24 protein-coding genes are annotated in these 24,592 nt (G+C 65.5%); 12 read left to right on the top strand and 12 right to left on the bottom strand.

Annotated elements, in window-relative coordinates; all coding sequences use genetic code 11:
• The first annotated feature begins 28 nt into the window (after positions 1 to 28).
• Positions 29 to 1,432 (top strand): hemolysin family protein, encoded by a 1,404-nt coding sequence (locus EPY72_RS16790; protein ID WP_134671209.1) that lies wholly within the window; start codon positions 29 to 31, stop codon positions 1,430 to 1,432.
• A 30-nt stretch (positions 1,433 to 1,462) separates the two neighbouring features.
• Here the strand turns inward: EPY72_RS16790 and EPY72_RS16785 are convergent, their stop codons facing one another.
• Both EPY72_RS16785 and EPY72_RS16780 read right to left on the bottom strand, forming a co-directional pair.
• Positions 1,463 to 2,650: an inorganic phosphate transporter gene (locus EPY72_RS16785; protein WP_134671208.1), complete on the bottom strand. Its 1,188-nt coding sequence runs from the start codon at positions 2,648 to 2,650 to the stop codon at positions 1,463 to 1,465.
• An 83-nt stretch (positions 2,651 to 2,733) separates the two neighbouring features.
• Entirely contained in the window at positions 2,734 to 3,420 is a 687-nt protein-coding gene (locus EPY72_RS16780) for a DUF5828 family protein (RefSeq protein ID WP_134671207.1), read from the bottom strand.
• Positions 3,421 to 3,660: 240 nt separating this feature from the next.
• Here EPY72_RS16780 and EPY72_RS16775 point away from each other — a divergent pair, with 240 nt between their 5' ends.
• Positions 3,661 to 4,671, top strand: coding sequence for a DUF6612 family protein (locus EPY72_RS16775; RefSeq protein ID WP_135807163.1), 1,011 nt, complete (start codon positions 3,661 to 3,663; stop codon positions 4,669 to 4,671).
• Between the two features lies 1 nt (position 4,672).
• Positions 4,673 to 6,055, top strand: coding sequence for a hypothetical protein (locus EPY72_RS16770; protein WP_135807162.1), 1,383 nt, complete (start codon positions 4,673 to 4,675; stop codon positions 6,053 to 6,055).
• 18 nt (positions 6,056 to 6,073) lie between these two features.
• Here EPY72_RS16770 and EPY72_RS16765 read toward each other — a convergent pair whose 3' ends face one another.
• Positions 6,074 to 6,301, bottom strand: a complete 228-nt coding sequence (locus EPY72_RS16765; RefSeq protein ID WP_134671204.1) for a DUF8007 family protein — start codon at positions 6,299 to 6,301, stop codon at positions 6,074 to 6,076.
• A 141-nt stretch (positions 6,302 to 6,442) separates the two neighbouring features.
• Between EPY72_RS16765 and EPY72_RS16760 the strand changes: the two genes are divergently transcribed.
• Together EPY72_RS16760 and EPY72_RS16755 are read left to right on the top strand one after the other, a co-directional pair.
• On the top strand, positions 6,443 to 6,817 hold the full coding sequence (locus tag EPY72_RS16760) for a cupin domain-containing protein (protein ID WP_134671203.1): 375 nt from the start codon (positions 6,443 to 6,445) through the stop codon (positions 6,815 to 6,817).
• Positions 6,814 to 7,446 (top strand): DUF8052 family protein, encoded by a 633-nt coding sequence (locus tag EPY72_RS16755; RefSeq protein ID WP_134671202.1) that lies wholly within the window; start codon positions 6,814 to 6,816, stop codon positions 7,444 to 7,446. Before EPY72_RS16760 ends, EPY72_RS16755 begins: the two co-directional genes overlap by 4 nt.
• 22 nt (positions 7,447 to 7,468) lie before the next feature.
• Here the strand turns inward: EPY72_RS16755 and EPY72_RS16750 are convergent, their stop codons facing one another.
• The 5 genes from EPY72_RS16750 to EPY72_RS16730 all read right to left on the bottom strand — a co-directional run bounded on the left by EPY72_RS16750 (position 7,469) and on the right by EPY72_RS16730 (position 11,517).
• Positions 7,469 to 9,211, bottom strand: coding sequence for a carbon starvation CstA family protein (locus EPY72_RS16750; protein ID WP_134671201.1), 1,743 nt, complete (start codon positions 9,209 to 9,211; stop codon positions 7,469 to 7,471).
• Between the two features lie 182 nt (positions 9,212 to 9,393).
• Entirely contained in the window at positions 9,394 to 10,359 is a 966-nt protein-coding gene (locus tag EPY72_RS16745; protein ID WP_135807161.1) for an ArsA family ATPase, read from the bottom strand.
• 1 nt (position 10,360) lies between these two features.
• The gene (locus tag EPY72_RS16740) at positions 10,361 to 10,657 is read right to left on the bottom strand and encodes a DUF7990 family protein (protein ID WP_134671199.1); all 297 of its coding nucleotides are present in this window, start codon (positions 10,655 to 10,657) and stop codon (positions 10,361 to 10,363) included.
• 103 nt (positions 10,658 to 10,760) lie between these two features.
• Entirely contained in the window at positions 10,761 to 11,168 is a 408-nt protein-coding gene (locus tag EPY72_RS16735) for an SRPBCC family protein (RefSeq protein WP_135807160.1), read from the bottom strand.
• Positions 11,169 to 11,199: 31 nt separating this feature from the next.
• Positions 11,200 to 11,517 carry a hypothetical protein gene (locus EPY72_RS16730; protein ID WP_134671197.1) on the bottom strand — a complete coding sequence of 106 codons (318 nt, stop codon included), beginning with the start codon at positions 11,515 to 11,517 and terminating at the stop codon, positions 11,200 to 11,202.
• An 85-nt stretch (positions 11,518 to 11,602) separates the two neighbouring features.
• Here EPY72_RS16730 and EPY72_RS16725 point away from each other — a divergent pair, with 85 nt between their 5' ends.
• Together EPY72_RS16725 and upp are read left to right on the top strand one after the other, a co-directional pair.
• Entirely contained in the window at positions 11,603 to 11,782 is a 180-nt protein-coding gene (locus EPY72_RS16725; protein ID WP_134671196.1) for a DUF8107 family protein, read from the top strand.
• A 65-nt stretch (positions 11,783 to 11,847) separates the two neighbouring features.
• Positions 11,848 to 12,525: a uracil phosphoribosyltransferase gene (upp, locus tag EPY72_RS16720; protein ID WP_134671195.1), complete on the top strand. Its 678-nt coding sequence runs from the start codon at positions 11,848 to 11,850 to the stop codon at positions 12,523 to 12,525.
• Positions 12,526 to 12,540: 15 nt separating this feature from the next.
• Here the strand turns inward: upp and EPY72_RS16715 are convergent, their stop codons facing one another.
• Genes EPY72_RS16715 through EPY72_RS16705 form a run of 3 tightly spaced genes read right to left on the bottom strand, consistent with a single transcriptional unit; the run spans position 12,541 to position 15,461 of the window.
• Positions 12,541 to 13,389: a universal stress protein gene (locus EPY72_RS16715; protein ID WP_134671194.1), complete on the bottom strand. Its 849-nt coding sequence runs from the start codon at positions 13,387 to 13,389 to the stop codon at positions 12,541 to 12,543.
• 48 nt (positions 13,390 to 13,437) lie between these two features.
• Positions 13,438 to 14,862: an MATE family efflux transporter gene (locus EPY72_RS16710; protein ID WP_134671193.1), complete on the bottom strand. Its 1,425-nt coding sequence runs from the start codon at positions 14,860 to 14,862 to the stop codon at positions 13,438 to 13,440.
• Entirely contained in the window at positions 14,862 to 15,461 is a 600-nt protein-coding gene (locus EPY72_RS16705) for a TetR/AcrR family transcriptional regulator (protein ID WP_134671192.1), read from the bottom strand. The genes EPY72_RS16710 and EPY72_RS16705 overlap by 1 nt, the downstream gene beginning before the upstream one ends.
• Before the next feature lie 120 nt (positions 15,462 to 15,581).
• On the opposite strand from EPY72_RS16705, the gene EPY72_RS16700 reads away from it, so the two are divergent.
• A complete protein-coding gene (locus EPY72_RS16700; protein ID WP_135807159.1) occupies positions 15,582 to 15,803 on the top strand; it encodes a DUF7569 family protein in 222 nt (73 codons plus the stop codon).
• Between the two features lie 169 nt (positions 15,804 to 15,972).
• On the opposite strand, the gene EPY72_RS16695 is transcribed toward EPY72_RS16700, so the two are convergent.
• Positions 15,973 to 18,105, bottom strand: a complete 2,133-nt coding sequence (locus EPY72_RS16695; RefSeq protein WP_135807158.1) for an alpha/beta hydrolase family protein — start codon at positions 18,103 to 18,105, stop codon at positions 15,973 to 15,975.
• 184 nt (positions 18,106 to 18,289) lie between these two features.
• Between EPY72_RS16695 and EPY72_RS16690 the strand changes: the two genes are divergently transcribed.
• The 4 genes from EPY72_RS16690 to EPY72_RS16675 all read left to right on the top strand — a co-directional run bounded on the left by EPY72_RS16690 (position 18,290) and on the right by EPY72_RS16675 (position 24,472).
• Complete coding sequence (locus tag EPY72_RS16690; protein WP_135807157.1) at positions 18,290 to 18,574, top strand: DUF8103 family protein; 285 nt, start codon at positions 18,290 to 18,292, stop codon at positions 18,572 to 18,574.
• A 157-nt stretch (positions 18,575 to 18,731) separates the two neighbouring features.
• Complete coding sequence (locus tag EPY72_RS16685) at positions 18,732 to 19,031, top strand: MarR family winged helix-turn-helix transcriptional regulator (RefSeq protein WP_135807156.1); 300 nt, start codon at positions 18,732 to 18,734, stop codon at positions 19,029 to 19,031.
• A gap of 136 nt (positions 19,032 to 19,167) precedes the next feature.
• Complete coding sequence (locus tag EPY72_RS16680) at positions 19,168 to 19,458, top strand: winged helix-turn-helix domain-containing protein (RefSeq protein ID WP_135807155.1); 291 nt, start codon at positions 19,168 to 19,170, stop codon at positions 19,456 to 19,458.
• Positions 19,459 to 19,678: 220 nt separating this feature from the next.
• Positions 19,679 to 24,472 carry a surface glycoprotein gene (locus tag EPY72_RS16675; protein ID WP_135807154.1) on the top strand — a complete coding sequence of 1,598 codons (4,794 nt, stop codon included), beginning with the start codon at positions 19,679 to 19,681 and terminating at the stop codon, positions 24,470 to 24,472.
• The last annotated feature ends 120 nt before the right edge of the window (positions 24,473 to 24,592 follow it).

Below are 24,592 nucleotides of genomic sequence, written 5' to 3'. Positions count from 1 at the left end.
CCTTCCGACTGTGAAGATGGACTGTTAAATGGTGTCTCCCCAGATACCCCTACTCGCGCTCGCGCAGGCGACCCCCGCCGCCGAGATCCTCGGGGTCACCCTCACGGAGGGGCTCCTGACGTGGCTCGGAGCAGTCGCTATCCTCGTTCTCATCGGGCTCTCGGCGTTTTTCTCGTCGTCGGAAATCGCGATGTTCTCGCTCCCGAAACACCGGGTCGACGCGCTGGTCGAGGACGGGATGCCGGGCGCCGACACCGTCGCCGCGCTCAAGAGCGACCCCCACCGACTGCTGGTCACCATTCTGGTCGGCAACAACATCGTCAACATCGCGATGTCGTCGATCGCGACCGGGGTGCTCGCGTTCCACCTCTCGCAGGGGGAGGCGGTCGCGGTCGCCACCTTCGGCATCACCGCGCTCGTCTTGCTGTTCGGCGAGAGCGCGCCCAAGTCCTACGCGGTCGAGAACACCGAGTCGTGGTCGCTTCGCATCGCCAGACCCCTGAAGTACTCCGAGTACTTCCTGCTCCCGCTGGTCGTCTTCTTCGATTATCTCACTCGCGTTATCAATCAGGTCACCGGCGGCGGGTCGGCAATCGAGAGTTCGTACGTCACCCGCGACGAGATTCAGGACATGATCGAGACCGGCGAGCGCGAGGGCGTCCTCGAAGAGGACGAGCGCGAGATGCTCCAGCGCATCTTCCGGTTCAACAACACCATCGCCAAGGAGGTGATGACCCCGCGACTCGACATGACCGCGGTGTCCAAGACCGCCAGCATCGACGAGGCCATCGAGACGCTGGTCCAGAGCGGCCACGAGCGCGTCCCGGTCTACGAGGGGAGCCTCGACAACGTCATCGGCATCATCCACATCCGGGACCTCGTCCGGGAGAACACGTACGGAGAGAACGACGACCTCTCGCTCGAAGATGTCATCCAGCCCACGCTCCACGTCCCCGAGAGCAAGAACGTCGACGAACTGCTGACCGAGATGCGCGAGAACCGGATGCAGATGGTCATCGTCATCGACGAGTTCGGCACCACGGAGGGGCTGGTGACGATGGAGGACATGGTCGAGGAGATCGTCGGCGACATCCTCGAAGGCGAGGAAGAAGAGCCGGTCGAGTACGTCGACGACGACACCGTCATCGTGCAGGGCGAACTCAACATCGACGAGGTCAACGAGGCACTCGACATCGATCTCCCCGAGGGCGAGGAGTTCGAGACCATCGCGGGGTTCATCTTCAACCGAGCGGGCCGGCTGGTCGAGGAGGGCGAAGACATCACCTACGACGGGGTCCGCCTCCACGTCGATCAGGTCGAGAACACCCGGATCATGAAGGCCCGCGTGACGAAACTCGACCCGGCCGAGCGCGAGGAAGTCGACGGCGACGCCGAATCCGAACTGGAAGACGGCGTCGAAACCGAGGGGTGACCGCGAGCGTCCCGACTGCGATCGGTCTTCTCACACCATCCGTATCGCCGCGAACGCGCCGTAGCCGACCGCTATCGCCAACACCAGCGAGCCGAGCCACGCGAGCACGGTAAAGCCCATCTTCCGGCGGCTCACGCCGCCGCCCTCCGCGGCGTAGCCGCTCCCGACGATCGCGCTGACGATAATCTCGTTGAACGACACCGGAATCCCGAAAAAGACCGCGACCTGCGCGATCGCGAACGAGGGGATGAGCGCCGCGATCGAGCGCCGGGGCCCGAGCGCCGAGTAATCCTGCGCGATGGCCTTGATCATGCGGGGCGCACCGGTCCACGAACCCGCGAGCAGGCCGAGTCCGCCTCCGACCAGCACCGGGACCAGCGGGATCTCGAACGGGTCCAACAGCGGGACCAGCGGTCCGATGGCGAGCCCGACCTGCGATCCGCCGGCCGAGAACGCGACGAGGCTCCCGAGCGCGAGCAGGAAGTGACGCTGTCCGGCTTCGAGGTCGCTGTTCACGTCCGCGAAGAGCAACCCGGCGGCGGCCCCGCCGATTGCGAGCGAGGCGAGGACCTGTCCGAGATCGAGCCCCGCGACCGTCGCGAGGTCGAGGCTCGCCGCGGCGCTCTGGGCGATCGACCGGCTCGCGTCGCCCGGTCCCAGAATCGCGAACTTGATGTTGGCGATGATGAGGCCGACGAACCCGCCCAGAAGCGGGATCACGACCCGCTCGGCGGTGCGTTCGGACCGGAGCAGCTTGGCGGTGGTGTAGGCGAACGCGCTCCCGACGAACGGGGTCAGGATCCACAGCGCCGAGATCTGGCGGTACTTCGCCCACGCGGGCTCGCCGCCCATCGCCAGCCCCACGCCGACGATGGCGCCCGTGACGGTGAACGCGGTCGCGATCGGATAGCCGGTGAAAACGCCGAACGCGACCAGCGCGGCCGCGACGAGCAGCCCCGTCGTCGCGGCGATCGCGGTGAGCTCGACGCCGCCGATGAGCTCGGTCCCGACCGCCTCCGAGACGCTTGCGCCCTGCAAGACCGCACCCCCGAACCCGAGCAGTCCGACCAGAAACCCCGCCCGCATCACCGAGATGGCGTTCGCGCCGACCGCCGGCGCGAACGGGGTGGACCCCGACGATCCCGCGCCGATGGCCCACGCCATGAACAGGCTAGCGATGCCAGCGATTACCAACGTGACGACGCCGCTCGCGACCATATCTCAACCTATCACCGGCGATAGAATAGTGTACCGGCCTGCGGCCGAACTCTCCGTGCGAGCCCGTTGGCACGCCCGGGCGGTCAGTTCGTGTTGGGCGTCGACTCCTCGGGCTCGGCCGGAGGCTCGACGCCCTCGGCGGCCTCGACGGTGTCGGTGCGCTTCTCGGTGTCGACGTGCCAGCGGTCGATCTCGCTCTCGTAGTCCGCGAGCTTCTCGGAGACCATCTCCTTGAGGTCGTCGTCGTTGACGTTGACCTCGAAGACGAACTCGGGTTCGCCGTCGCCGCGGCCGACCCGCTGGACGTTGGCGCTGATGAGGTCGTTGTCGAAGTAGTAGGGCGCGAGCCGGGTCATCACCTTCTGGTAGACGGTGTCCTCGACCTTCCGGATCGCCTTTCGGCTCGCGGAGTCGGCGGCCCGCGCGACGTAGTTGACCGAGTCTTGCCACTTGTCGACGGCCTCGTCGGTTTTCTCCTCTTCGAGTTTCTCGTAGGATTCGCTGATCTTCTCGCCCGCGGTCTTGAGGTCGTCGTCGGGAGCCTTTCCTTCCTGTTCGCCTTTGCCCTCGGCGACCGAGGCCTGCTCGGAGGTCTTCTCCGAGACGTCCTCGCCGAGTCGCTCGTGGTGCTTGGGTCGCCACTCGTCCCACTCCTCGTACGCGTCGCCGGAGGCGTCGGCCTCGCGGAGGGCTTCGGTGATGCGCTCCCCGTGTTCGACGATGTCGCCCCAGTTCCCGCGGAGCTTGAAGCCCGAAACGCTTTCTTCCATTCTGGTCGGCGACCGTAAGGCGCGGGCGGGTTTATCTTTTGTCCCTCGCCGGCGCCCCGCCGTAGCGACTACCGATGACGCGGGGCGCTCGCCTGCCCCGGCCGCGAGAGTCGGGCTATCGATGCCCCGTTCCGTCCTCCGGCGGTTTGGGATGTCACTCTCCCGCCGATCCGGCGCGTGAACGTCGCGTCGGTTGCGCAATCGGAGCTTTTATGCTGTCAGGAACCGACCACTTTCCGAATGTCACGTCCACGGAACGCGTTCATCGCCTTCCTGTTGGCCGCGCTCGTCGTTCTGGCGGGCTGTTCGGGCGGCGGGACCGACCCCGGGACCACGACCGACCTCGAAACCACGACCGACCTCGAAACCACGACCGACTCCGCCGCGACCGACTCCGCCGCGACCGACTCCGCCGCGACCGACGCGACCGCGGCTACCGAGACGCAGACCGACTCCGCCGCGACCGACGACACGATCTCCGCGTCGTCGGCGAACGCCACCGCTGTCAAGCGGACCGGCGTCTCGGCGATGGCCGACGTCGAGACGTACCGCATCGGCGCCCACATCGACACCGTCGTCTCGTCGAACAACGTCCGGCGCCGGACGGTCACCAACTCGACCGGCGCGGTGAACCGACTCGACCGCGAACTCCGCATCAACCGGACCGCCCGAGTGGCCGGCCGGTCGAGCACCGTCTCGACCTACGTGGTGGATCGGACGCTCTACCAGCGGAGCCCGCAGTTCACCCGGACGTTCTCCTCGAAGTGGGTCCGCCAGAACCTCTCGGGTAACTTCTCCCAGCGGTGGTCGGCCCTCGACACGCTCACCCGACAGCGCGAACTCCTGAACATCTCGAGCGCCGAGTTGGTGGGCGAACAGACGGTCGACGGTACCGAAACCTACGTCCTGAGGGCCGCCCCCGATCCGGAGCGGTACGCCAACCTCTCGGCCAACGTGACCAACAGGCAGGTCGGCACGGTCGAGAACGTCTCGGTCACGTACTGGATCGCGAAAGACACCCACCTCCCGGTCAAGTCCGACACGTCGATCAACTCCACCGTGTCCGTCCGCGGTCAGGAGATGGACCTCCACCAGGAACTCCGGCTCCGCTTTTCGGGCTACGGCGACGACGTGTCGGTCGAACTCCCGGCGGCGGCCGAGACGGCCGTCTCGCTCGACGACCAACTGAACACGACGACCGAGGAGACGACCGCCCGAAACACGACCGCCGATCAGACGACGACCGCCTGACATGGCCGCGTCTTCCCGGACGGCGACATTACTCGTCGCCGCGTTGCTGGTGACCGCCGGCTGTACCGCCCCGACCGCTGTCAGCGACCAAGAGCGTGCCGTCGCCGACCGGCCCTCCGAGACGGCGGCGCCGGGCACCGCCACCGAACAGCCGACGGCGTCGGACCCGGCCGAAACGACGACGGGCGAGACTCGCACGGCCGACAGCGACGACGACACCATCGAGGCCCGGGGCGCGCCGCTACCGGTGAACCAGACGCGGGTCTTCGCCCGCGTCCAGCGCGTTCTCGGCACCAACGTCACCCCGCCGGAGTACGTACACGTCGTCGACCGGTTCGACAACGAGACGACGGCTACCGACGCGACCGACGAGACTCCGACGGACAACACGACTGCCGACCCCGACCGTCGACCTCATCTCTACCGGTTCTGGAAGCTCGCGGGCGTCGAGTTCGAGTCGACTCTCACCCGGTCGGAGCGCCGCCGGATTCCCAACGGCATCACCACTCTGTTCGGCGGCATCCGGCTGTACCCGCCGGCGAACCACACCGCCGCCTCGATCGAGTGGGTGTTGGCCCACGAGTACGTCCACTACGTCCAGTTCAAGAACCGCCGGAGCGCCGAACTCCGGCGCGCGCTCCCGCGATCGACTACGGACACCAGCTTCGTGGTCCGGAGCGTGATAGAGGGCGCGGCGGTGTTCGCGACCGACGCGTACCTCCGGCGCTACGCCGACGGCGACCGGCTCAACTCCGAGTTCTACACCGCGTACGACCGCCGGCTCGCGCCCGGGAGCCGCCAGCGGTACGCGAACCGCCAGTACATCGCCGGCCACCGCTACGTCGCGAGCCGGATCGACTCGCCCGCCCGGCTGGCGGCGGTCTACGAGCGACCGCCCCGGACGAGCGAACAGGTGCTCCACGGCTACCCGCCCGGAGCCGAACCCGCCCGGTCGCTCCCCGCGACCGCGAACGCCACCGGGTCGGCTTGGCGGCAGGTCGGGACCGACACCCTCGGCGAGGCGTTCGTCCGGACCGCGCTCGAAAACGGGCTCGGCGAGTCGCGCGCCGTCCGCGGGGCCGCCGGCTGGGGCAACGATACGCTGTACACGTTCCGGCGCGCGTCCGGCAACGCGAGCTACGTGTGGGCGTTGCGGTGGGACGACGCGGCGAACGCCAGCGAGTTCGCCGCGGCGTTCGCGGCGTCGCTCGACGCGCGCGCGCCCGCCGCGAACGGGACCTGGACGGTCGACGGCGCGACGATCGACGTCCGGTCGCCGGGCGAGGAGTGGACGGTCGTGCTCGCCGGCCCCGACGAGTTCGTGCGCGGGACGAACGTGACCGTCGCGGAGCGAAACCTGTCGGTCGCGGTGGGCGGCGGCTGAGGCCGGGTCGAACCGCCCTCAGCGACCGTACGTCAGCCGGGTCGCCATCTCGTCGAGTCGGCGCTTGAGCCGCCCGAGCAAGACGACGTGGCGGTTGACCGCCTTCAACTCGGCCTCCTCGACCTCGATGCGCTCGCCGTCGAAGGGGTTGTGCCCGGCGGATTCGCGCTCGCCGTCGTCGGTCGTCATCGAGACGACGGCGGTCATCGAACACCGACCACACGCCTCGGTTCGCTTGTCGTCCATGTGTGAGTCGTGTCCGATCGTTGGACGCGTCGACTCTTAAGGTTTCGGCGGTTTCGAGGGCTCGCGCGGCCGGCCCGCGAGGCGCCCGCGGGGGCTCTCGGCGTCCGAGGGTATTTAAACTCCTGCGAACTGTGGTCACACATGGGATACCACGTCATCGACCCGTCGTCGGTCGACCCGACGCCCGATCGACCGTGCGTCCAGCGCGCGCTCGGCGACCTCGCGGGGCTGGAGAACGCGGCGGTCAACCTCTACGAGGCGGCCCCCGGCGACCAGATTCCGCTGGCGTACCACTACCACGACGACCAGGAGGAACTGTTCTACGTCGTCTCCGGGGCGCTCCACGTCGAGACTCCCGACGGCGAACTGGTCGCCGACGAGGACGAACTGTTCGTCGTCGAGCCCGACAGCCCCCAGCGGGCGTTCAACCCCGCGGACGCGACCGAGACGCTTCGGGTTCTCGCGGTCGGCGCGCCGGCGGTCGACGACGTCCACCCCTACGATCCGGACGCATGAGCGAAAGTAGTGGGGGTCCGGACGAGCCGGTCGCTTCCGACGGGGTCCCGGACGCGGCCGTCCCCGACGACGTGCCCGACTGGGACGACGAGTACCTCGACCGCGTGAGCGATCGGCTGATGTACAGCTTCGACTTGGAGAACGGCTACCGGGTCCGGGGCGAGCGCTTCGACCTCTACGGCGAGGTTCGGGTCGAGAATCGCAAACAGCTGTTCCACCCGGCGCTCAACTACGCGAACCACGAGGCCAAAGAGCACCTGTTCGCGCGCCGGGCCGACGCCGCGACGGTTCCCGAACTCGAACGGCTCGTCGAACTGGGCCACGACCTCGCCGACGACTGGATCGTCGCCGACGAGGAGCACTTCGAGACCGAGTTCACGTTCGTCCTCGTCGTCCCCGAACTCACCGACCCGGTCCGGGAGTTCGTCGAGGGGTTCCGCGACCGGACGCTCATCAAGTTCGGCTTCTACGGCCGCTACGAGCTCAACCTCGTCGTCGCGGCCCCCGACCGCGAGCGACTCGTCGCCAGCACGAACGCAGATGCGGCGGCCGCCTTCCGGCTCTGGGACGCCGTCCCCGAGGCCGAGCCCGGGCTGGTCGAGCGGCTCGTCCGGTCGCTCTGGCGATAAAAAAGAAAGCGCCGTCGGTCGATCAGTCGTCTTCTTGCGGTCGGCCGCCGTCGGTCGCGGGCGCACCCGCCCGACCGCGCCGCGCCTGCTGGATGTTACCGTACCCCTTCCGGAGCAGTGCGAGCGCCAACACCAGGAGCACCGTCCCGATGGCGATCTGGAGCACCAGCGACCACAGCGCCGTCGACGACTCGCCCAGGATGATGCCCTGGTAGAGGTTCTGGTAGTACTGGAGGTACACCAGCGCGAGGATGGTGATCGTCGACATGATCGCCATCGGCACGCCGGTGCTGACCAGTTGCTTGTTCGCGCTCCAGTTGGCCAGCCACACCGTCGCGGTCAGCAACGCGAGCGCCGCGAGCAACTGGTTCGCACTGCCGAACAGTTGCCAGAGCGGCGTCCAGGTGCCAGACGCGATGAGCCCGTACGCGACCAGCGACTGGAAGCCGGCGTTCGCGTAGCGGTTGGTCGCGACCTCCTCGACCTGCGACTCGGGAGTGCCGATGATCTCTTCGAGCATGTACCGACCGAGTCGGAGCGCGGTGTCGGTCGAGGTGAGCAGGAAGCTCACCATGACCAGCGCCATGAACGGCGCGCCGTACTCGACGGGGATGCCGAAGCTGGTGAGCATGATGCCGCCGCCCTCCGCGAAGTTCGGCAGTGCGAGCCCGATACCGCCGGTCGCGCCCTCGGGGGTGATGCCGACGACCGCGACCGCCGACAGCGCGACCACGGCGAGCAGTCCCTCGCCGAGCATTCCGCCGTAGCCGATGAGCCGGGCGTCGGTCTCCTTGTTGAGTTGCTTCGCGGTCGTCCCCGACGAGACCAGCGAGTGGAACCCGCTGATGGTGCCACACGCGATCGTGACGAACAGCATCGGGAACAGCGGGCTCACGACGCCGAACGAGTCGCTACCCCAGAACCCGTTGTAGGCCGGGATGTTCGTCTGGAGCGCTTGGGACGGCGTGGTGATGAGCGTCCCGACGATGATCGCGAGGAGCGCGCCGCCGACGCCGGCGTACAGCAGGAACGACGAGAGGTAGTCACGGGGCTGTAGCAGCATCCACACCGGCAGGACGCTCGCGACGAACGCGTAGCCCAGCACGATGGGGATCCACGTCCCCTGACTCAGCGCGATGGGGTACTGAATCCCGACCCAGACGCTCGCGAACACGCCCGCAACGAACACGATCGTCCCGGGGATGAACGGTCCGTCGAGCTGGTAGAGATACACCCCGAACACGAACGCGAGCCCGATGTACAGGATGCTCGCGGTGGCCGCGCTGGGGAACTCCTGGAACACCAGCGCCACCACGAACGCGAACACGGCGACGACGAGGATGATCGTCAGGAACGCGAACCACAGCAGCATGTTCTTGCCGTCGTCGCCGATGTACTCGCCGATGATGTACCCGATCGACTTCCCCTCGTGTCGGAGACTCCCCGACAGCGACACGAAGTCGTGGACCGCGCCCATCAGGGGGTTCCCGACCGCGATCCACAGCAGCGCCGGAACCCAACCCCAGATGAGTCCGGCCGTGATGGGCCCGACGATGGGCGCCCCGCCCGCGATACTCGAATAGTGATGCCCCAACAGCACCGGCTTTTTGGCCGGTACATACTCCTGTCCGTCCTCGTACTTGTGGGCCGGCGTCTCTTTGTCCCCGTCCAGTTCGACGAACTGGGCGAGGTATCTGGAGTACCCGAAGTACCCCACGGTGAATATTGCGAGCACCGAAACCACCAGCCACATTACTTGTACCATGGTATGTCGCCTCACTCCGAGACACGGAAAATAGGGACTTAAAGATTGTCTTGATTTTTAGCTAGAAATGACAGTTCGAAATCGCCGTCAGACGCCGGCCCGAAGCGGTATCGTTCCGTTTCGAGCGAAAAAAGAGTCATATGGCCGAACACGCTCCCGATGAAAACTTTCTGGCTGTCGACTCAGGCTTCCACCGTCGGGACGTCGATGTCGAGTTCGGCCGCGACCTCCGCGAGCAGGTCGCCTTTGACCTCCTCGACGCGCTGTTCGATCCGGGCGACGACGGGGGCGTCGAACTCCGAGCGGATCCGGTCGATGCGGTCGCGCTCGTTCTCGTAGCGCTCCCGGAGGTAGCGCGCGCCGGTCCCGTCCTCGCCGGCGTCGGGCGCGGGCGCGACCTTGTTGACGACCAGTCCCGCGACTCCGAGGTCGTACTCGGTCAGGTCCTTGATCGCTCGCTCGGTCTCCCGGATCGAGAGCTCGTCGGGGTTCAACACGAGGTAAAACGAGGCGTCGTTCCGGAGGGTGTCGCCGGCGAACTCGAACATCTCCTTGCGCTCGGTGAGCCGCGCGATGATGGGGTCCTCGCTCGCTTTCTTGCGGGCCTCCCGGTCGCCGATGGCCGCCCGTTCGAACAGATCGATGCTCTCTGTGCGTTTCTCCAGCAGGCGCGCGATCCACCCTTCGAGGAAGTCGGGCAGTCCGAGCAGTCGGAGAGTGCCCCCGGTCGGCGCGGTGTCGAACACGACCCGGTCGTACTCGTCGGCCTCGCGCATCACGTCGATGAAGCGGTCGAACAGCGCGGCCTCGTAGGCGCCGGGCGTCCGGTGGGCCAGTTCTATCTGGCGGTCGATCTCGTTGACGATCCCGGCGCTCACCTGATCGGTCATCGTCCGCTTGATGTCCATCATGTGGCGCTCGACCTCCTCTTCGGGGTCGATCTCCATCGCCCAGAGGTTCTCGCGGCCCTCGACCGCCCGCGGGTCGTCGCCGAACTGCTGGTCGAACACGTCGGCGGTGCTGTGGGCCGGGTCGGTCGAGACGACGAGCGTCTCCAGGCCCGCGTCGGCGCACTTCAGGCCGTAGGCACACGACACCGTGGTCTTGCCGACCCCGCCCTTGCCGCCGAAGAAGACGAACTTGTTCATCTTAGAAGTGGTACTGCTGGCCCTTGCGCTCGATGAGGCTCTCGCGGTCCCACATCCGGCGCTCCCACTGCTCGAACTCGTCGCCGAGGTACGGCAGGAGCTCGGCGGTGTAGTAGGAGGCCGGGCTCGGGATGCCGAACGCGTCGGCGAAGCACGCGAACATGAAGGCGTCCTCGGTGTCCTCGGCCTCCTTCTCGACGAGTTCGAACGCCGGGTGCTCGATCATTCCGTGGTAGAGGCCGTGGAGCCACTCCTCCACCTGGCTTCGGAACGTCGCGATTCGGTCGGCAAGTGTCATCGTTTATCACGAAATCGTCCCGGCGATAAAAGGGTGCCGTTGGTCGGTCCCGGGTCTCAGCACCCGCGGCTCGCCGAGCCGCCGGCGACGCCGCGATTGCGACTCAGAGGTCGGCCGCGAGCGCGTCGAGCGCCCGTCGTAGCTCGCCGCGTCGCTTCCACGCCGCCACGCGGTCGGTGACCGCCGAGAGCGGGAGGCCGAGGCTCACCCGCGACCGCATCCTCACGCGGCTCCCCTCGTCTTCGGGCTCGACCGAGACGGTGGTCTCCATCGCGTCGAACGGGCCGCCGTCGCCGCGCTGGCGGTAGGCGAGGCCGTCCTCGCGCTCCTCGAAGTCGAGGTGCATGGTCAGGCCGCGCGCGCCCGCGGTCACCGTCCACCCGTCGTCGGTCTCCTCGACGCCCCGGACGTCGAAGCTCCCTTCGTACTCGACCACCGCCGCGGGCGCGAGCGCCCGTCGGACGACCGTCGGCGACTCCGGGACGAACGTCGTGGCCTCGACTTCGCGCATCGTCGGCCCTACGAACGCCGGCCCGAAAGCGTTACGGTCCGAGCAGTGGCACCGACAGGAGCACGAACACGCCCGCGACCGCGAGCGCCCCCACCAGCAGTCGCCGGACTCGCGCCTCGGCCGGGATCTCGCCCCGGTGTTCGGGCCGGCGGGTCCGGACGAACCGGTGGTAGGCCACCGCGGTCGTGGCGAGCGCGGCGACCGTCGAGACCGCGAGCCCTTCGGCCACCCCGACCCCGAACGCCAGCAGGTACCCCGGTCCGAAGCTGTAGCAGACGAGTGCGCCCAGCGTCGCCACCACCAGAAACGGCACCGGATCGACCGCCTCTCCCCGATCGTTCTCCAGCACGGGCCGTCGAGTCGTCGCCCGCGACCTTCGGTCTACCGGCCGTGTCGGGCAAGAGATAAGTCGATCGGGCCGCGATACCCGCCGGATGACCGATTCGAAGGGCGACCCGCGCGTGCTCGCCGCGATGAACCTCGTGCTGTCGAGCCTCTTCGCGGTCGCGGTGGTCTGGGGGCTGTCGTTTCTCGACGTGCTGGCCTACGAGTGGCAGACGATCGCGGCGGTCGCGGCGCTGCTGGCCGTGGTGACCCACCTCGTGATTCGGTGACGTTCGGCCGGGGCGGCTCGCCATATTAAGAGATAAGCCCCCGCGTCACCGCCATACGCACAGACATGACCATCGAAGACCGCGGGGACGCCAAGCTCATCACGCACGCGCTCGCTCAAGACACCCTCTCGAATCTCCGAGACGTCGAGACCGAACAGGTCGCGTTCCGGAAGGGCCTCGTCAAGCTCGGCCGGATCTGCGGCTACGAGATCATCGACGGCGCGATGGAGACCGAGTACGTCTCGATCGAGACGCCGCTGACCGAGACGACCGGCCAGCGCGTCAAGGGGCTCGACGACGTGGTCATCATCAACGTTCTGCGGGCCGCGACCCCGTTCGTCGAGGGGCTGTTGAAGGCGTTCCCCCGGGCCAAGCAGGGAGTCATCTCGGCCGGCCGCGACGAGGAGGCCGGAATGAACGACGACGGCGAGTTCCCGATCACCATCGACTACGTCAAACTCCCCGAGATCACGGCCGACGACACCGTCATCGTGGCCGACCCGATGCTCGCGACCGGCTCGACGATGTGTGCGGTGATGGACCGCATCACCGACGAACAGCCCGACCCCGAGCACCTGTTCGTGCTCTCGGCGGTCAGCGCGCCAGACGGTCTGCTCCGGGTGGGCGAGCAGTTCCCGACCGCCGACCTGCTGACGGTCTCGATCGACGACCACCTCGACGACGAGGGGTTCATCGTCCCCGGACTCGGCGACGCGGGCGACCGGGCGTTCCGGACGGCCTGATCGGCGCCCGACTCCCTATCGCCCCAGTAGTCGCCCCACCAGCGACGGCGTTCGCTTCTTCGCGACGATCACCGACCCCTCGGCGCGCCGCCCGACCGCTCGCGGCGTCGAGCCGACGACCCGCCGCCGAATCTGCCCGGTTCGGGTCGCCCCGAGGACGGTCACGTCCCGGTCGGCCGACGCCGCCACGATGGCGTCGGCGACGTCGCCGACCCGGACCTCGGTCTCGACCGGGACCGACCCGAAGCGTCCGCTCGCGTCGGCGAGCAGTTCGCGGGCGGCCGGCTCTTGTGCGGGCGAGTCGGCGACCCGAAGCAGGTCGACCCGAGCGTCGTTGCCGGCCGCGATGGCTCGCGCCACCGCGGCCGCGAGGTCGGCGTTCGGGCTCTCGGCGACGGGCAACAACACCGCCTCGACCCCGTCGGCGACGGCGCCGATCTTCTCGACGAGCACGTCGGCGTCGGCCCGGCGCACGATCCGGTCGACGTTCGTCCCGAGGATCGCGTTCTCCCGGGTGCGGTCTTGCCATCCGACGACGAGACAGCCACAGTCGAGTTCGTCGATCGCGTGGAGCACGCCGTCGGCCACCGAGCCGGCGACGAACAGCCGGCCCCGGACCGGAACGTCGGTGCCGGAGGCGACGTCGACCGCGCGATCGAGCAGCGCCCGGCGCTCGCCGCCCAACTCACGGGCGATGACCTCGTCGGTGAACAGCCCGAACGGCGACTCCCGGGGCGTGACCCGGACCGCGACCACGACGACCTCGCCGCCGCGGTCCCGGGCCACGTCGATCGCGGTCCGCACCAGCTGGTCGACGTTGTCGGGATTACCGACTGCGACGGCGACTCTGTCGCGGTCCTCCATCACCGAACCGTCGACGCCTCACAACAAAAGCGTTCGCGTGGTCGGCGGTCAGTCGTCGGTGGCCGCGACCCCCGGTTCGTCGTCGTCGGCGACCTCGGTCTCGGTGAGGTCGGCGTCACGCCACGTTCCCCGGCGGTACCACGCGTAGGCGATCGCCGCGCCCGCGACGTTCGAGATGGCGAACGAGAGCCAGATGCCCGTCTCGCCGAGCGGCCCGGCGGCGAACCACGCGATCGGCAGTCGGATGAATCCGAGCATCAGGACCGAGATGGCCGCCGCGGTCAGGGTCTTGCCCGCCCCGCGGAAGCTCCCGGTGTACGAGCGCATGATCCCGATGAATCCGAACGAGAGCGCGACGTATCGCAGGAACTCCGCCGACACCGCGACCACCTCGGGGTCGGTCGTGAACACGCTCGAAATCGCGCCCGCGCCGAACCAGACCACGACGCCCGCGCCCGTGAGCACGCCGAACATCACCTTGGCCGCGAGCCCGGCCGCCTGCGCCGCGCGGTCGGGCTTGTCGGCCCCGACGTTCTGGCCCGTCATGGTCTCGACGCCGCGGGCCACCGCGATGGCGGGCAGGAAGATGACCGAGAACACCCGGGTCCCGATGCCGTACGCCGCGACGACCGTGGTCGGGAACATCCCGACGATGAAAAGCAGGAGGTTGATCGACAGCGCCCTGCCGGTCCCCTCGACGGAGGCCGGAAGCCCGATGCGGAGGAGCCGCCGGAGGTACTCGAAGTCCGGCCCCATGTCCCGGAGGTTGATCTGGACGCCCCGCGTCCCCTGGAACATGACCGCCAGCCCGACCGCCATCGCCAGCCCCCGCGAGAAGACGGTCGCGATGGCGGCCCCTTCGATGCCGAGCTCGGGGAACGGCCCCCAGCCGAAGATGAGGAACGGGTCGAGCGCGATGTTGAGCACGACCGACCCGAACATCACCAGCATCGGGGTGATGGTGTCGCCGTAGCCCCGCATCAGCGAGATGAACACGAAGAATCCGAACATGAACACCAGCCCGAGCGAGATGACCTGCATGTAGCTGGTCGCCATCGGGAGCACGTCGGGAGAGGCCCCGAGGAGCGCGAGGAACTCCTCGACGAAGACGTAGCCGATCCCGCCGAGGATGATCGAGGCGATGACGGCGAACGTGACCGTCTGGGACGCGGCGTACTCGGCCTCCCGGGGTTCGTCGGCGCCGGTGTGCTGGGCGACGAGGACGCTACCGGCGACCGACAGCCCCATCCCCAGCGAGATGAGCAGGAACACCATCGGAAAGCCGAAGCTGATGGCCGCAAGCGCGTTCGTGCTGTACTGGCCCAGCCAGAAGGTGTCCGCGAGGTTGTACGCGGTCTGAAAGAGGTTGGTGACGACGATGGGAAGCGACAGGAAAAACAGGGGCTTGCCCACGTCGCCCGACGTGAGGTCGAACTCCTCGCGGCCCCGGAACAGCGAGTCGAGGACGCCCATCAGGCGCTCACCTCGGCCGTCTCGTCGGCGACCAGATTTCGCTCGACGTACTCGATCAGCGTCTCGCGGAGCCGGTCGAGCGAGTGGTCGACCGCGACCCGGCGGGTGTGGGCGCCGGAGATCGTGGTCGTCAGGAACTCGGCGACGCGGTCGGGGTCGACGTCGTCGTCGAACTCGCCGGCCTCGATGCCGGCCGCGACCACGGATCGGATGCGCTCGAACAGGTAGTCGTCGAACTCCCGGAGTCGCTCTCGAAACGCGTCGTCGTACGGCGACTGGGCCTTGATCTCGAGCATCGCGGTCCGGAAGTCGACGCCCGGCACGTCGTCGCCCTCTTCGAGCGAGGCCTCGACGAGCGCGAAAAGCTCCTCGCGGGGCGACTCGCGGGTCACCCCGTCCATGTGGTCGGTGTAGCCCTCGTAGAGGTCCGCCAGAAAGGCCACGAACAGGTCTCGCTTGCTGTCGTAGTGGTAGTGGATCGTCGCCTTGCTTGTCTCGGTGTGGGCGGCGATGTCCTGGACGGTCAGGTCGGCAAAGCCGTGCTCGCAGAGCGCGAGATACGTCGCGTCGAGGATGTCTCGGGTCGGTCGGTCGTCCATTCGTTATCGGACTTACTGACTAGTCAGTCAAAAGGCTTGGGAACCCGGCCGGTCGCGCCGGGCCGTGTCGGCGCGGCCCGGACGCGAACAACTAAATATCGCCCGCGACACCGCCCGACCATGGGAAGCGAGGACGCCGCCCCGTGCGACGACTGCGGCGACGACGTCTCCGACGCGCTGGCGCGCACGGTCCGACTCACCGTCGACCGGTCGCAGATCGACAGCCAGCGTCTCTGTCCCGAGTGTTTCGCCGACTGGATCGACCGCTACGAGGCGGAGATGCAGCCCGAGCCGGACCCGACCGTGATCGAGGACGGCGACTCGAACATCATCGTCGACTGACACACCGCCGGCCCCGACCGACCGATCGGTCGCGACCCGCGGTTCGCCCCGATCGAACCCCTTCGTTTCAGGTGAACGGCCCGTCGCAGTCGCCCGATCTGCCCGATCGTTCGGGGGGTCGGAAACGGCCCTCGGTGTGAGACAACATCGCAGGGGACCGGCCGTCGCGCTACTCGCCGTTCGCCTCCGGATCGTCCTCGCTCGCCGACAGCCCCTCGTCGCCGCGTTCGAGCGCCGGCGCCACGTCGCGGTGATCGGAGTAGCCGTCGAACCACCGGACGATGCGTTCTAGCCGATCGACGACGTGGCCGGGCTCGCCGCTCCGCGAGAGCTCGTGGCCCTCGCGGGGGTATCGGACCAGCCGGGTCTCGACGCCGTTTTTCTTGTACATGAGATAGAGCATCTCGGCGTTGCTGACCGGGACGCGATAGTCGTCGTCGCTGTGGACGAGCAGGGTCGGGGTGTCGACCCGATCGGCGTACGCCGCGGGGGAGTTCTCCCAGAGGAACTCGGGGTCGTCCCACGGCGTCGCGTCGAAGTCCCACTCGATGAGTTTGAACGCGTCGGTCGACCCGTAGAAGCTGTTGAGGTCGTAGACGCCCCGCTGGCTGACCGCGCCCGAGAAGCGATCGGTGTGGCCGACGAGCCACGTCGTCATGTAGCCGCCGTAGCTCCCGCCGGTGACGAACACGTCGTCCGCGTCGACGTACTCCCGGTCGACCACGTCGTCGACGCCGGCCAGCACGTCCTCGGCGGCGACCGGCCCCCAGCCGCCCTCGCCGACCGCGGACATGAACGACTCGCCGTAGCCGGTCGACCCGCGGGGGTTCGACCAGAAGACGACGTACCCCCGCGCCGCCAACACCTGGAACTCCTGCCACATCGTCCCGCTGGTCGACCACATCGCGTGGGGACCGCCGTGGATCTCGACCGCGAGGGGGTACTGCTCGTCGGGGTCTCGCGGCTCGTCGCCGCTCGACTGTTCCGCGGCGTTCCACGCCGCGCTATCGAAGTCCGGCGGCGTCAGTACCCAACCCTGAATCTGCTCGCCCGACTCGTTCTCGAAGCGGATCTCCTCGGGTCGACCGATCGCCCGGTCGTCGAGGTAGTCGGCGTTGACGCGGGTGAGTCGTCTGGTCTCGGCGCCGGCCCGCGTCGTCACGAACACGTCGCCGGGGTGGTCCCACTCGGACCTGACGAACGCCACGGCGTCCGCGCCGACCGACCCGCCCGAGACGTGTCCGTCCGCGACCACGCGCTCGGGGGCGGCGCTCGCGTCGCCGGGCGCGCGCCAGACCGCGACGTCGCCCTCGTCGGGCGTCGAGAAGTAGAGCTCCGACTCGTCGGGGCCCCACTGGACCGACACGTCCGCCGAGAGCGTCCGGTCGAGGTCCTCGGTCGGGGTGGTAACGGTCCCGGTCTCGCGGTCGATCACCTTCAGTTCCGTCTGTCGGAGCGTGGCGTTCTCCTCGGGGGTCTCCGCGTAGGCGATCCGGCCGTCGCCCGTGGCCGCCAGCATCGGGCCCCACGCGGTGGTCTCGACCACGGTCTCGGCCTCCCCGTCGGCGTCGAGGTCGTAGGCCACGACGTCGAGGTCGATGTTGTCGTCGGGATCGCCGGTGCGCCGGACGCCGAAGTACAGCGTCGACTCGTCGCCCCACTCGGGGGTCGTGTGGTCGTAGTCGCCGTCGGTGAGCCGCCGGACGGCCGCTCGCGGCGACCGACCGCTCGCGGCTTCCGAGCCGTCACCGTCGGCTCGCAGGTCCGCGACGTAGACGTGATCGCGCCGGCCGTCGAAGTACCGCTCGCCGGCCCGGTAGACCATCCGGTCGATGACGCGGGGGTCGGGCTGGTCGGGCTCGTACTCCTCGCCGTCGAGCCCGGTGTCCCGACCCGTCTCGCGGTCGTCGGCCGTCGCCTGCTGGACGAACGCGATCTTGTCCCCGTCGGGCGACCACGCGATCTGAGAGACGCCGCCCGCCACGTCGGTGACCCGCCGGGCTTCGCCGCCGTCGGTCGGCATCACCCACAGTTGCGGGCGGCCGTCGTCGGCCCCCCGAGTGCTGACGAACGCGAGCCGATCGCCGCTCGGGCTCCACCGCGGACTGCTGTCGACTCCCTCGGCGACCGTGAACTGCCGGGGTTCGCCGCCGCCGATCGGGACGACGTAGACGGTCGCCTCGTACTCCTCGTCGTCGCTCGGTACCTTCCGAACGAACGCGACTCGCTCGCCGTCGGGCGAGACTCTCGGGTCGGCGACCTGTACGATGTCGTGATAATCACTCGCACAAACCGTTTCCATGTCCGTCGAATGCGGCGGTACCAGTAATAGAATTTCGATTCGAAATATATTGATAGTTAAAACGATTCCATGTCGGTAGTGTTCTCCCCCGGATGACTCTTCCCATTTAAATTGCGGAGGTATGCGATGCTTAAATTTCAGAAAGACAATATTTTATATGTGAGTAGAGTTCACTTGATGACACATGGCCAAACGCGATATATTGGAAGAGGTATCCGACGGCGACGACTGGCAGAACTGGGAGTGGCTCGTAGCCAAGTCATTACTCGATGCGAACGCTCACTCTTCCCGTGCTTTCGAACAGCACCTTCTCTACACCTATCATGCTGATGCGGACGGAGACTCCGAAGAGATGTGCCGGCACATCGAACGAGCGATCGAAGAACACGAACGGATCATCGAACATCTCGAACTCGCTGCGCAGGCAACCGACGGAGCCGAGTTCCAGGACTCGCCCGATACATCCTAAGAGAGCGCCTACTCTACCACTTCTAGACTCCCTTGCCCTCCGTTCTAGCGGTCGAATCGATCGCTCGTCGGTTCCATACTGAAAGTATGTACTCTCAGTATTTTTGTCGCTGGCATCAACCGACTTTATACGCTGGAGCGCAACGTAGCGTATATTAATGAAACTCACTACGCCTACAGACTTCGATATCTTGGCGGCCCTCGCCGACGGAAAACGCGATAACGCGGTTAATCTGGCTCACGAACTCGATAAGAACCGCGCCTACGTGAACACGCGATTGCCGGTTTTGGCCGATTACGGACTCGTCGAGCGGGTTGGTCCGGCCCCCAACAGCGGGCTCTACGTCATCACCGAGAAGGGGCGAGCCGTGGCGGAGAACCGATCGAAGTATCACGCCGAGGACGTTGACTTCGACGCCGAAATCGATAATCTTCTGGAAGAACGCGACGAGAGCTGAGGGCTCGATCTCCAAACTTTCGAAGTCTACTCTCTTTCTCCCGTTCACAACCCTTTTGTACGATCTCACCGAATACTATCGGTAGGTAGCTATAGTATATGCATCGGCACTCAGGCAATTTCGCGGAGCGAGACCGATGAAGCTCGCGAAGCCGACGGACTTCGAGATTCTCGAAATCCTCGACGATCGGGGCCGAAATACGGCCCAGAATCTCGCGTTGATCCTCGATAAGAATCGCGGATACATCAACACGCGGCTCCCGCACCTGTCGAGCTTGGGGTTGGTCCGGCGTGTTGGCCCCGCGGAAAACAGCGGTCTGTACGAGGTCACTCAGAAGGGGCGGATCGTGCTCGACCACCGGGAAACGTACGGTCAGACGGAGGAGTTCGAGGAATTAATCAGAGCTGAATTAGACGGAAACCTCTAATTTCTGTAACATAAGACATCAGAACTACTGACCCCCGTCTCCGGTTTAGGCGACTCTAAGATGGCAGGGGTCGCAAAGGCTTCTCTACTTAAGAGCTTCTGAAATGTATCCCTTCCATAGCTTTATATGCTCTGCCTATATACCGACAGTATGTGCCTACAGTACGTAGGCTGGATATCTCCCCAGCCGGGGCACATTAAACGTGTCAAACAAAACAAAAATGACTAGAGAACAAACACGCGACAAGCTTCGCGCCGTCTTCCTCTCGGCGCTCATGGTCGTCTCCGTCTTCGGAGGCACCGTGGCGTTCGCGGGGACTGCGGCTGCGAACACGGAATCGCTCTCTGGCGGGAGCGCGGGGAACGTCCCCATCAGTGAAGGTACGACCACACAAACAGTATCGTTCGATATAGCAATTGACTCCGGCAATACGGACACTGTTACTGTCGACCTGTCGACGGCAACTGACAAAGGTGCTACAATCAAGCAGGTTGATAACGCCGCAACAGGTAACTCAGACAAAGTGTCTCTTGATCCCGGAGTTTCACAGGCTGGTAATACGGCCGAAGTATCGCTCGCAGATGGCGGCCAGACCGGCGCTACCGAGATCTCGTTTGATGTCACGTACGACACCAGTAGCGTGACCAGCACCGGTTCCGTCTCCTATGACATCACCAGCGGCGATACGAGCAAGAGCACAACGGCGAACTTCAACTTCATCGACAACACTCAGCCGACCGTCTCCGATGTCACCGTGCGCGACAATGCCGGTGACGATACCGTCACCGACGGTGACACGCTCTACGTCAGTGCGAATGCCACTGACAACGCCGACGCAGGTGTCGATACGGTCACGACGGACCTCAGTGCATTCGGTTTCGGAGAGTCGGAGGAACTGACTACGTCTAACGATAAGACGTACAACGGTACCTTCCAGATTCCGTCTGATGGCTCGGGCGTGTCCGCGAACGACGGAAATAACGATGTCTCCGTCACTGCTACTGACTTCTCCGGGAATGAGAAGACCAAGAGTGACGCGGTGACGTATACACCGCCGGTTACTATTGATTCGCCGACACAGAGCTCACAAGCGATTCTACAGAGTGGTGACAGCCTTACTGTGGAAGTCTCCGCAGCAAATAAAGTCAACTCTGTGGACATCACTGTGGAGAATGGATCTGACCAAATTACGAAGCTGGATATCGAAAGTTTCAGCTCAGTCACAATCGATGATCTGACTGCGCTATCCAACGGCACTTACGACATCGTAGCCGAGACAAATTCCACATCGGGCAGTCTAACTGGTAGTGCTGAGGAAGCAAACGCACTCCGGATTGACGATAAAAAGCCCACCGCAACAGCTAAAGGTATCAAAGAATCCTCTCCGGTTGCGCCCGGGACTAGTGTCAACGCGACCTTTACTGCTGGCGATGCTGAATCCAGTGTCGCATCGGTAAAGGCCGCTCTCACCTTGGATGGGCAGGAGTACGCTACCAACACGACTACGAATGTTGGTGTCAACTCGATCATCCTCGACACGACGGGGCTGAGTACTGATACCTACAACCTCACCGTCACGGTGACGGACGAGGCAGGTAACACGGCGACGGACGTTCAAAAGGGCGCTCTCGACGTTGACGGTACGGCTCCGAAGAATGTCTCTCTCGACAGTCCGACCAAAACTCAGTACAAGCGGACTGGTGACTCCCTCACTGTCGACTACAGCTTCGACGAACCCAACATGGGTGCCGGTTCCGTTGAAGTCGTGTTTGCCGACGGTGACGGTAACAACGCGACCTACACCGTTCTCGCAGATAGTGACGGATCCGAAACTCTCACGCTGAACAACGCGTCGGCTGATAGCTTCAGCGGTCAGGGCTTCACTAACGGCACCTACAATATCACGGTCAACGTGACGGACTCGCTCGGTAACAGTGCCAATACGACTGTGACTGATGTCGTCGAAATCGACGACATCGCGCCCGGCCAGCTCGACATCGAGAAGCCGAACAGCGAGGTCCGTACGGCGTCCGACGAACTGCTCGACGTGACGTACGACTACTACGAGAACAACACCGAGTCGGTCGTCGTCACGCTCAACGGTTCGAGTGACGACTACGCGTACACTATCGACGACTCGCAGTACGTCGACGATAACACGCGCAAGTCGCTGTCCATCGACCTGGACGACTACGATAGCGGTTCGGCGAACCTCACTGACGGCGCGTACGCGGTGAACGTCACTGTCACCGACAGTGCCGGCAACGAGAACAGCACCCAGACCAAAGAAGCCTACGTCGTCATCAACGACGAGGGTCCCGACATCAACGACGTCTCCGTCGACGAAGTTGGTAACGTCGTGCGCCCCGGTGACAACGTCACCGTAACGTACGACTACGAGGACCAGGTCAACACCACTGTCAGCTTCGACCTCTACCAAGAGAACGCAAACGGCGATGTCCACGTCGCCGACCTCGGCTCGGCAAGCGACGTCGAGCCCGCTGACAACATCGACGAGAAGCTCGAAATTCCCGAAGTCGACGGTAGCGGGTACTACGTCGCGCTCTCGTCCGACAGCGAACTCGGCGAGGCCGCGAGCAACGAGACTGGAACGTTCCACGTCAACCAGTACCTCCCGAAGATCACGTCCGTCGACGCTGACGCCGGTACCAACACCGTCGTCGTCGAGTTCAACGAGAGCGTCTCCCCGGTTGGTGACGACGGAACGTTCACCACCGACGACTTCGCGTATCAGGACGACAACGACGCCGGTGCGAGCTCTATCGACGCGGTCACGGGCTCGTACATGGACGAGGGCAAGACGCACGTCACCCTCGAACTCAACGACGCTGTCGACGCTTCGGCCCTCGGCACCGACCTCGTCAACGCCCGCCAGGGCGCTATCGAGGACGCTGGCGGTGCGAACGTCGGCACCGAGGCTGTCGCGCTGAGCGACTCGACCGGTCCCTCGGTCACTCTCGACAGCGCGGCCGATGTCAACAACGGCAACGTCGACCCGTACAGTGGTCTCAGCATCACCACGTCCGAGACGGTCGACGTGACCGTGTCGGTCGTGGGGAACGCGGACATCAACGACTCGCAGAGCAAAGTCGGTCCGGGTGAGAACCTCGACCTGAGTACGGAACTCAACCTCTCGACGGTCTCGGACACTGACAACCTCGGCATCAAGGTCGAGGTCGAAGACCTCTCGGCTCAGGGGCACACCGACTCGGTGATCGCCACGGTCGAGAAGGACACCGAGAGTCCGTATGTCACGTCCGCCAAGACGAACGCGGGCACTGACGAAATCGTCGTCTCGTTCAACGAGCCGGTCTCCAGCGCGGAGTTCAACGGTGAAAACGTCTCCATCTCCGATCATGGTGACGGTGACGCGAGCACGACCTACACGATCCACACGACCGAGGTCGTCCAGCCGGCCGACCTGAACAACGAGTCCGTCCAGATCAACGCTGTTAGCGGTACCGACGATCTCAGCAACGGCGTGAACTCGTCCGTCAGCGTCAACCTGACCGACGGCGACGCGCCGAAGATGCTCGGTCCCGCGATGACGACGAACGGCTCGAACGAGATCACGGTGCAGTTCTCCGAGCAGGTCTTCAACGGCTCCGGCGGAAACCTGACCACGGCGAACTTCACCTACAAGAACGAGAGCGACCAGAACAACGAAATCGTCGGCGTCGAGTACGACGAAGAGAACCTCATGGCCACGCTCACGCTCGAAGAGAACGTGACCGCAGAGGCTCTCAGCGAAAACGACTACATCTGGTCCAACGCGACCGACTCCGTGGGCAAGGAGATCGAAAATTCGGTCGTCTTCGAAGTCGGGTTCAACGTCTACTCCGAAGACGTCTCGGCTGACGGTCAGAACGTCACTGTCAGCTTCGACGCGGACGAGGAAGTCGACTCACTGGCGATCCGCCTTTCGTCGGAGGACTTCGTCGTCGAAGGTGAGAACCTCGACGTGACTCTCGACAAGGACCACTTCGAGGAGACCGAGAACGACGACGGTACCTACACGTACGAAGCGACGTACGAGGTCCCGCGCGACGGTGACTACGATGTCTCCGCGGAGGACATCACTGCGGTTGGCGGTGAGTCCGCTTGGGGTTACTTCGGCTCGACTGCCGTTGATGCGAACGACCCGATGCCGGTCGACGCCGAGATCGCCAGCTACGACGGTGACACCACCCACATCGACGTCCAGTTCAACGAGCCGGTCTCGATCCACGAAGAGCCGGACGAGATTGACGCCAGCGTCGAAGGCGTCGACACTCAGAACGTTCTGGCCGTGCACCCGACCGCGCCGAACCAACTCAGGGTAACCGTGGATGGAGCAGTGCAGACCGGTGACGCACCCAACGTCACGTTCACCAGTGGCGTCCACGAGAGATTCGGCGACTTCGACGACACGACGGGACACACCGAGGTCGCTACCCTCGAAAGTCAGCTCTCGGCCGGCGCGAACTTCGTGTCCGTGCCCGCCGCGTCCGGTGAGCTCTCCGCCAGCGAGGTCGTGACGCAGCTCGGCGGCGAAGAGAACGTCGACAGCATCATGACCTACGACGGCGGCGAGTGGCAGACCTACAACCCGGCGAAGCCTGACGACAAGCAGGACTTCGACGCGATGCAGGGCGGCCAGGGGTACATCGTGACCCTCAACGAGTCCGCCGAATTCGAAGTCAACGTCAACAACGTCGTCGGCGGGAGCGACTACGACGACGGCGGCACGCCGCAGGCCACCCAGCTCGAAGAGGGCTGGAACCTCGTCGGCCAGTGGCAGGAAGGTCAGCAGGCCGCTAACACTAACGAAGCGCTCGCTAGTGTGTCCGACGGCGTCTCCGGCTCGACTGCTGTCTACGGCCAGGTTGGCAACGGATACCAGTACATCACGGTCAGCAACTTCAACCCCGGTGAGGCCTACTGGGTCTTCGCGACCGAGGATACCTGGTACACCGAGTCGCAGTCGTTCGACCGGCCTCGGCTGATCAACTGACGACCGCAGCACCACTTGACTTCCAATTTATTTGGGGGTAACTCAACAAGATGACACACCAAACAATACGGAAGAAATCTGTGCTGCGGCTGCTGGTAGTCGCGTTCGTCGCGCTACTAG

Source organism: Halorussus marinus (genome assembly GCF_004765795.1).
In the GTDB taxonomy this organism is placed as follows: Archaea; Halobacteriota; Halobacteria; order Halobacteriales; family Haladaptataceae; genus Halorussus; species Halorussus marinus.
This window is presented reverse-complemented; position numbering and strand designations above follow the sequence as displayed.